This window comes from Streptomyces niphimycinicus (assembly GCF_018883605.1).
In the GTDB taxonomy this organism is placed as follows: Bacteria; Actinomycetota; Actinomycetes; order Streptomycetales; family Streptomycetaceae; genus Streptomyces; species Streptomyces niphimycinicus.
This window is the reverse complement of record NZ_JAHLEM010001024.1, coordinates 1-4,320: the sequence shown is the minus strand read 5'-3', so window position 1 is coordinate 4,320 and position 4,320 is coordinate 1. Positions and strand designations below refer to the sequence as shown.

General features: G+C 73.6%; 6 protein-coding genes. 2 read left to right on the top strand and 4 right to left on the bottom strand.

Features of this window, described 5'->3' with window-relative positions; all coding sequences use genetic code 11:
• Nucleotides 1–424, top strand: a 424-nt coding sequence (locus KN815_RS47070; protein ID WP_216347906.1) for an amino acid permease, incomplete at its 5' end; no start/stop codon positions are given.
• A gap of 319 nt (nucleotides 425–743) precedes the next feature.
• Here KN815_RS47070 and KN815_RS47065 read toward each other — a convergent pair.
• The gene (locus tag KN815_RS47065; protein WP_216347905.1) at nucleotides 744–1,664 is read right to left on the bottom strand and encodes a glycosyltransferase family 2 protein; all 921 of its coding nucleotides are present in this window, start codon (nucleotides 1,662–1,664) and stop codon (nucleotides 744–746) included.
• 187 nt (nucleotides 1,665–1,851) lie between these two features.
• Here KN815_RS47065 and KN815_RS47060 point away from each other — a divergent pair, with 187 nt between their 5' ends.
• Complete coding sequence (locus KN815_RS47060; RefSeq protein ID WP_216347907.1) at nucleotides 1,852–2,394, top strand: hypothetical protein; 543 nt, start codon at nucleotides 1,852–1,854, stop codon at nucleotides 2,392–2,394.
• 30 nt (nucleotides 2,395–2,424) lie between these two features.
• Here KN815_RS47060 and KN815_RS47055 read toward each other — a convergent pair whose 3' ends face one another.
• The 3 genes from KN815_RS47055 to KN815_RS47045 all read right to left on the bottom strand — a co-directional run bounded on the left by KN815_RS47055 (nucleotide 2,425) and on the right by KN815_RS47045 (nucleotide 4,244).
• Nucleotides 2,425–2,754 carry a hypothetical protein gene (locus KN815_RS47055; protein WP_216347904.1) on the bottom strand — a complete coding sequence of 110 codons (330 nt, stop codon included), beginning with the start codon at nucleotides 2,752–2,754 and terminating at the stop codon, nucleotides 2,425–2,427.
• 120 nt (nucleotides 2,755–2,874) lie between these two features.
• Entirely contained in the window at nucleotides 2,875–3,408 is a 534-nt protein-coding gene (locus tag KN815_RS47050) for a hypothetical protein (RefSeq protein ID WP_216347903.1), read from the bottom strand.
• A gap of 326 nt (nucleotides 3,409–3,734) precedes the next feature.
• Complete coding sequence (locus KN815_RS47045; protein WP_216347902.1) at nucleotides 3,735–4,244, bottom strand: DinB family protein; 510 nt, start codon at nucleotides 4,242–4,244, stop codon at nucleotides 3,735–3,737.
• Nucleotides 4,245–4,320 lie beyond the last annotated feature (76 nt).

Here is a 4,320-nt window from a genome sequence, read left to right as displayed (position 1 = left end):
GGCGGTGGCCGCGCTCGGGTCGCTGCTCGCGCTGATCCTGGGCGTGTCCCGGACCACCCTGGCCATGGCCCGCGACCGGCACCTGCCGCCCGCGCTGGCCGCCGTACACCCCCGGTTCGCGGTGCCGCACCGCGCCGAACTGGCCGTGGGCGCGGTGGTGGCGGTCCTGGCGGCGACGGCGGATCTGCGCGGTGCGATCGGGTTCTCCTCGTTCGAGGTGCTGGCCTACTACGCCGTCGCCAACGCCTCCGCCTGGACCCTCACCCCGGCCGAGGGCCGCCCACCGCGGATCGTGCCCGGGCTCGGCCTGGCCGGTTGTCTGCTGCTGGCCTTCGCCCTGCCCGTCTCCTCGGTGGTCTCCGGCGCGGCGGTGCTGGCCCTGGGCGCCGCGGCCTATGGAGTGCGGCGGGCGGCCATCAGGTAGGCGGCTTCGCCGCCGGTGTGCCGCTGGTCGGCCGCCCGTACCTCCCCCTTCCCCGGTCCGCTGTCGGTGACGAGCGCGGGCGGCAACTCGGGCGTTCGGCGGGCCGGTTCAGGCTGTGCGGCAGCTACGCCCGCCGGTCGCGGCCGGCGATGGCGACCGCCGTGCGGCCATCGACGGTCCCGGATCGCGGCTCCCGCGCCGCCGCCCCAGGGTCTGGCGCACCTCTCCGGCGCCGCTGGTCGGCCCGGTCATCGGCCATGGGCGGCGGCCTGCTTCTGGTCCGGCCGGAGCCCCCCGTCCACGCGCCGGGGCGGCCCGGTCATCGGTCGTGGGTGGCGACCTGCCTCGCCTCCTGCCGGAGCCCCTCGTCCGTCCGCTGCTCGTCCACCCGCCGGGCGGCCTCCTCGATCCACGGGGGCAGCGGGCGGCGCAGCCACAGTGCGGCCGGTAGCCGGGCGAGCAGATCGCGCAGCGCGGTCCGCGCCACCGGGTCTCTCCCGGCCTCGGTGAGGAGTGCGGCGGTGCGGCGGGCCGCGAGGGGCAGTGGGCGGCGCAGCCAGCAGCCGGTCAACTCATCGCACCGCATCGCGGCGGTGCGATCTTCGGACGGCGAGGGGGCCGGTTCGTGGTGGGCGATCACCTCGGGGCAGTACGAGATGCCCCAGCCCATCGCCGCGAGGTCGTAGGCGAGCAGGGTCTCCTCGCCGCCGGAGACGACCAGCGGGTGGAAGCCGCCCGCCTCAAGGAAGGCGCCGCGGCGCACCACGGCCGCACAGGCGAGGAAGTCGTACACCTCCGGTCCGGGGAGGTCCTCGGCGCGGCCGACGGGGGAGGCGGCCAGCATCGCGTTCCGCGGATCGGGCCGCTCGGCCGGGCCGATCCGCAGTTGGCCGGCCAGCGCCCCCAGCCGCGGATGGCCGTTCAGCAGGGTGGCGGCCCGGGCCAGGGCGCCGGGGTGCCACCAGGAGTCGTCGTCGCTGAAGGCCACGTAAGGGGTGCCGATGGCGCGTACGCCGTCGTTGCGGGCGAGTGCCCCGTGGTCGTCCCCCTGGGCGAGGACCCGCACGTCGGGATACCGTTCGGCGATCATGGCCCTGGTGTGGTCCGTCGAGCCGTTGTCCACGACGGCGACCGGTGGCCGCTCCGGCAGGGCGGTGAGGTGTTCCAGAGCCGTGGCGAGCCGCTCCGCGCGGTCACGGGTGGCAACGACCACGCCGACGGCGGGGCCTGGGGCGTTCATGGGCCCCGAGTACCCGGCCAACCAGCCACTATGCGGTGCGCGCCCGGCGTCGCAAAGGCTCGGCGCGCCGACGTACGGGCGTGATGTGTGTCATGCCGGAGCCCGTCAACGTGATCTACGTCATGTTAGACACCGCCGTCCCGAGGGTACGGTGCTGACACTGATCGCGTACGAGGAGCGGCTTCGTTTGTCCCTGGACCTGGCATCCGTCATAGCGGCGACCACGCGGTGGCTAGTCAGGGCCTATCCGGCGGCCGACGGAGCGACGAACGCGGCGCTCGCCGAGGCCCAGGCGCGGCAGGCCGTGACGGTGGCCGCCTGGCTGCGCTACCCGACATCCACCGACTCCGCCCTGTTGGCCCTGGCCGGACCGGGCGGTTCCTTCCGGCTGGACTGGCTCGCGGACGCGGAGCCGTATGAGATCAACGGCCCCGATGGCATCTGGCGCACCTATGTGGACGAGGTCGTGGCGAGCTGGGCGGCGGCCCTGCTCACCTGCTCCACGCTGGCGTCCCAGGCCGTGGCGGCGCTCGATGGCTGTGAGCACGGCGCCGGGACCCGCGGGGAGTTCCGGCGGCTCACGGCACCCGACGCGCATGACTGCCGGGCCGCACCGCTGCTGCGCCATCCGGATCTGATGGCGCTCGTCGTGGACCTGCACCGTCCGCAGTTGGTGGAACGTCTGCGGCGGCTGCACAGCGACGACCAGACGCCCACCACCGCGGTCTGACGGCGAGCTGACCGCGACTGGCCGCGGCCGTCACGGCGCCGTAAGCACCCCTTGCGCGTTCACCGTGACGCGCACCCCGCGGGCGCAGTGGACCACCGTGGACGGGACGTCCGGGTGCCCGCTCTCCTCCAGGAACGCGGAGAGCGGGCTGCTGAAGGCGGCGTAGTCGTCGTAGTGCACCGGCAGTACCCGTTCTGGCCGTACGGCCTTGACCAGACCGGCCCCTGGAGCGCGTCCATGGTCACGATGAGCCAGCGGAAGCCGAGGCTTCCCATCACCGGTGGCAGCGGCTTCTGCCACCGGCCCGGGGGCGTGGCTGCCCGGCAGCGCGGTGACCCGGACCTGGCTGTGATCCTTCACCAGGACCTGATCGTGCCAGGTGGGCAGCCCGGTCGCCCGGCTGAATCCATGGACGCCCTGGAGCCGCCGGGAGGCGTGCGGGGTGGTGATGATGGGCAGCGAATGGTCCAGCCGCAGGCGTCATGTCCCGACCACCGCCTCTCGCGACTCCGCCCGGTCGGGGGTGAGCATCGTGCGGGCCCCGGCGTCGTGCAGCGACTCCAGCACCGCGCGCTGTCGCCGCGCCCGGTTCAGCAGCTCGGTGAGCCGATCGGGGTCCAGCCGGGTGTCCTGGCCGGTCGCGGCCAGCAGCGACTGCCACAGCAGCGCCTTGCCCTCCACCCCGATCCGCAGCGATTCCAGCTCGACGACCGTACTGAGCCCGGAGCGGCGCCGCAGATTGCCGTTGGGCTTCAGCCGCCCGGCCTTCTCGCCCAGCCAGCCCCCGTAGATCTTGTAACGGCGTACGGGCACCTCGAGGTCGGCCATGACGGCCAGCAGCGCCGCACGGTCCTCCATGATCTGTACGGCGAGGTCCTCCAGCTCGCCGCCGAAGGGCGACCGCCGGTGCTCGCGGGCGGTGCGGCGGGCCAGCTCCATTCCGGCCGTCGCACCGGCCAGGTGGTCATTGAGGTAGATGCCGAGCATGCGGGGGGATGTCCTGGGCTCGCTCATGATCGTCCTTCCGGATGTTCCGGGAGCTCCGGATGCGGCAAGGTCGTATCAGCTCACGCGCCCACAAAGTGCCCAGCCCCGGCCGCCTCAACCAGCTCTCGGGGCCGCGTGGCCTCGGCCGTCGGGGACCACCTGCCGGCGGTAGTGCGGGCACCGGGTGAGGTCGTCGTGCTCGCGGCCGAGGGCGCATTCGACAAGCGCCGGCGAGTCCCGGCGGGATGAGCCACGGCCGATAGCCCGGCCGTCCGCAACCCGCAACCGGCCGTCCGCTTCCCGCAACCGGCCACCCGGGGCGGGCGCTTCCTCCGGCCTCCCGAGTGAGGGGCTCAGGCCCCCACGACCCCGTCCACACCCTCGCGCAGGAAGTCCGCGTGCCCGTTGTGGCGGCCGTACTCCAGCAGCACATGCACCAGCACCATCCGCAGCGACACCTCCTCCTCCCACCGCGGCTGATAGCCCACCAGGTCGAGCGATGCCGCCTCCCGCTCGATCCGGCGGGAGTTCTCGACCTCCGCCTCCCAGGCCGCGAACGCCTCGGCCCCGGACGACCCGCTCACGTCGTACGCCGCCTGGAAGTCGATCACCGGCGACCAGATCATCGGCGCCTCGTGGTCCTCGAACACCCGCCGGAACCAGGCCCGTTCCACCTCGGCCAGATGCCGCACCAGGCCCAGCAGCGTCAGCGTCGAGGGCGGCATCGAGCGCTGCCGCAACTCCTCGTCGGTGAGTCCCTCGCACTTCATGGCGAGCGTCGCCCGCTGGTAGTCGAGGAAGGCGCGCAGAGTCGTGCGTTCGTCGCCGAGGTGGGGCGGCTCCGGGCGGCTGTCGGCGGTCATCGGGGTTCTCTTTCGTGGATACCCCGGCCTTTCAGGCCGGGGAGGAAACGAAGCTCCTGCGGAGCAGGGCAGGGAA